Genomic DNA, 1905 nt, shown 5'->3' with positions numbered 1-1905 from the left:
GTTGGAAATATACTTGCAAAAACACTTTTTGAAAAAATAATATTTACACCGGTAACTTTATGTTTAAGTCTGCTGATGTTACGCATAGCATTGAAAAAAAAGACCGAGAAATAAATAGTGAGTATTGGAAAAGCCGTATTTAATTATCAATAACAGGTTAAGCGGATGTCAGGCGGACGCCCGCATTGAGGCGCACATTGGATATAAAATGAAAAAAGCACCGCCTTTCAAAACCGACATTCGCATTTCCGATTTCAGAGTTATTAGTTTTTCTGATGGTAACGGGCTTTATTCTTGCAGAAATTGTTTTTCCCTTGTCTGCGGAGCAACAGTTTATTTTGGAAGAACGGCATTTGCCGGCTCCGAGACTGTGCGACAAAATCGTAAATGATTTTATGACTCTCGGAATTCCTGCCGTCTCTTTGCTGTCCGGTTTCGGCATCATCGAATCGATAAGGCAGTTTCGAGAGAAAAAATCTCCCTTCAAACTCTTTGTTGTTTCTTTTATACATTTTCCTTGACAAAATAAAATATACATTGTATATACTAAATATATGGAGGTGTGTTATGCAGGTAGTAATTCAGAAATGGGGTAACAGCCTCGGTTTTAGGATTCCTTCTCTTTGGGCAAAAGATAACAATGTAAGAAGCGGCAGTAAAATCGAAATAATTGCTGAAAAGGGCAAAATGGTAATTCTTCCTCAGAAAAAATCGCTTGATGATATGCTGGCTCTTGTTACACTTGATAACATTCATTCGGAAGTTTCAACAGGTTATGCGGCGGGTAAAGAAGAATGGTAAAATCAAATTATGTTCCCGAAAGAGGCGACTTGGTATGGCTTGATTTTGATCCGCAGGCCGGACATGAGCAAAGAGGTTGCCGACCGGCAATTTGCGTTTCTCAGAAAAAATATAATCAGAAAATCGGACTGGCTTTGTTTTGTCCTATCACAAGCCATATAAAAGGTTATCCTTTTGAAATTGTATTGGACAATCATTCTATCAACGGCTGTATTTTGAGCGACCAAGTAAAAAATCTTGACTGGAGTCAAAGAAACTGTGATTTTATCGAAAAGGCAACGGAAAATGAAATAAATTCTGTCGTTGATAATATAAAATTGATGATTGAGTAGAGAAATCACATAATATGGTTTTCAAAGCGGGCGGCGGTTCAAGCCCTCTGTTGTTTAAGCGTATGTTATACGGACGCTCCGCCGGAGCGAAGATCTGGGAGTACTTATGAAATTTGATATTGATGAAAGTTTGCTTTGGAAAGGAAAACCTAAGCAAGGCATTGTATTTACAAAATCAGATATTTTTATGATCCCTTTTTCTGTATTATGGGCGGGATTTGCTGTTTTTTGGGAAATAAACGTATTACGAATAAAGGACGCACCTATTTTTTTTACGTTGTGGGGCATACCTTTTATTTTAGCGGGAATTTACATTACGATAGGACGCTTTATACATGATTATCTAAATAGAAAAAACACAGAATATTTTGTTACGGATAAAAGAGTAATAATTGTAAAATACAAAAGAATAGAAAGCATACCGAAGGGGAAATGGACTACATTAAGACTGATAGAATATGCAAACGGAACAGGAACTATTCTGTTCGCCGAACAGCCGAGTTTTTTTCACCGATCCGGATTTCCCTCATACGGATTATCCTCTGAATTAAGCGTTCCGGGGTTTTACAAAATAAAAGATGCCAAGAACGTAATGAAATTGTTGGAGAAATAAACCGTGCGGTGCAATTTGGAGAATATATGGTTTTTAGTAAATTTGAAGATACGATATTAAAAGAATATAAAAATAAGTTATATTAAAATATTTTCAAAAATGAAGTCGGCAAGCGTCTGATTACGATGAAAAAGAAAATCATATTACCGTTTTTAGTAT

General features: G+C 36.3%; 4 protein-coding genes. All 4 read left to right on the top strand.

What is annotated here, in order from left to right:
• Window positions 1–275: 275 nt before the first annotated feature.
• The 4 genes from JSQ97_RS12750 to JSQ97_RS12735 all read left to right on the top strand — a co-directional run bounded on the left by JSQ97_RS12750 (window position 276) and on the right by JSQ97_RS12735 (window position 1746).
• Window positions 276–521, top strand: a complete 246-nt coding sequence (locus JSQ97_RS12750) for a hypothetical protein (RefSeq protein WP_205076396.1) — start codon at window positions 276–278, stop codon at window positions 519–521.
• Window positions 522–567: 46 nt separating this feature from the next.
• Window positions 568–801: an AbrB/MazE/SpoVT family DNA-binding domain-containing protein gene (locus JSQ97_RS12745; protein ID WP_205076395.1), complete on the top strand. Its 234-nt coding sequence runs from the start codon at window positions 568–570 to the stop codon at window positions 799–801.
• Complete coding sequence (gene mazF, locus JSQ97_RS12740; RefSeq protein WP_205076394.1) at window positions 795–1133, top strand: endoribonuclease MazF; 339 nt, start codon at window positions 795–797, stop codon at window positions 1131–1133. The genes JSQ97_RS12745 and mazF overlap by 7 nt, the downstream gene beginning before the upstream one ends.
• Window positions 1134–1239: 106 nt before the next feature.
• Window positions 1240–1746: a hypothetical protein gene (locus JSQ97_RS12735; RefSeq protein ID WP_205076393.1), complete on the top strand. Its 507-nt coding sequence runs from the start codon at window positions 1240–1242 to the stop codon at window positions 1744–1746.
• The last annotated feature ends 159 nt before the right edge of the window (window positions 1747–1905 follow it).

The sequence above is a fragment of the Treponema sp. Marseille-Q4523 genome (assembly GCF_016901105.1).
Taxonomy (GTDB): domain Bacteria; phylum Spirochaetota; class Spirochaetia; order Treponematales; family Treponemataceae; genus Treponema_D.
Note: the sequence above shows the minus strand (reverse complement) of the source record. Positions and strands in the feature narration are given on the sequence as shown.

Bases quoted from the DNA above. Each gene is read 5' to 3' on its own strand.
- JSQ97_RS12750 (WP_205076396.1), top strand. From the start codon at position 276: ATGGTAACGGGCTTTATTCTTGCAGAAATTGTTTTTCCCTTGTCTGCG.
- JSQ97_RS12745 (WP_205076395.1), top strand. From the start codon at position 568: ATGCAGGTAGTAATTCAGAAATGGGGTAACAGCCTCGGTTTTAGGATT.
- mazF (WP_205076394.1), top strand. From the start codon at position 795: ATGGTAAAATCAAATTATGTTCCCGAAAGAGGCGACTTGGTATGGCTT.
- JSQ97_RS12735 (WP_205076393.1), top strand. From the start codon at position 1,240: ATGAAATTTGATATTGATGAAAGTTTGCTTTGGAAAGGAAAACCTAAG.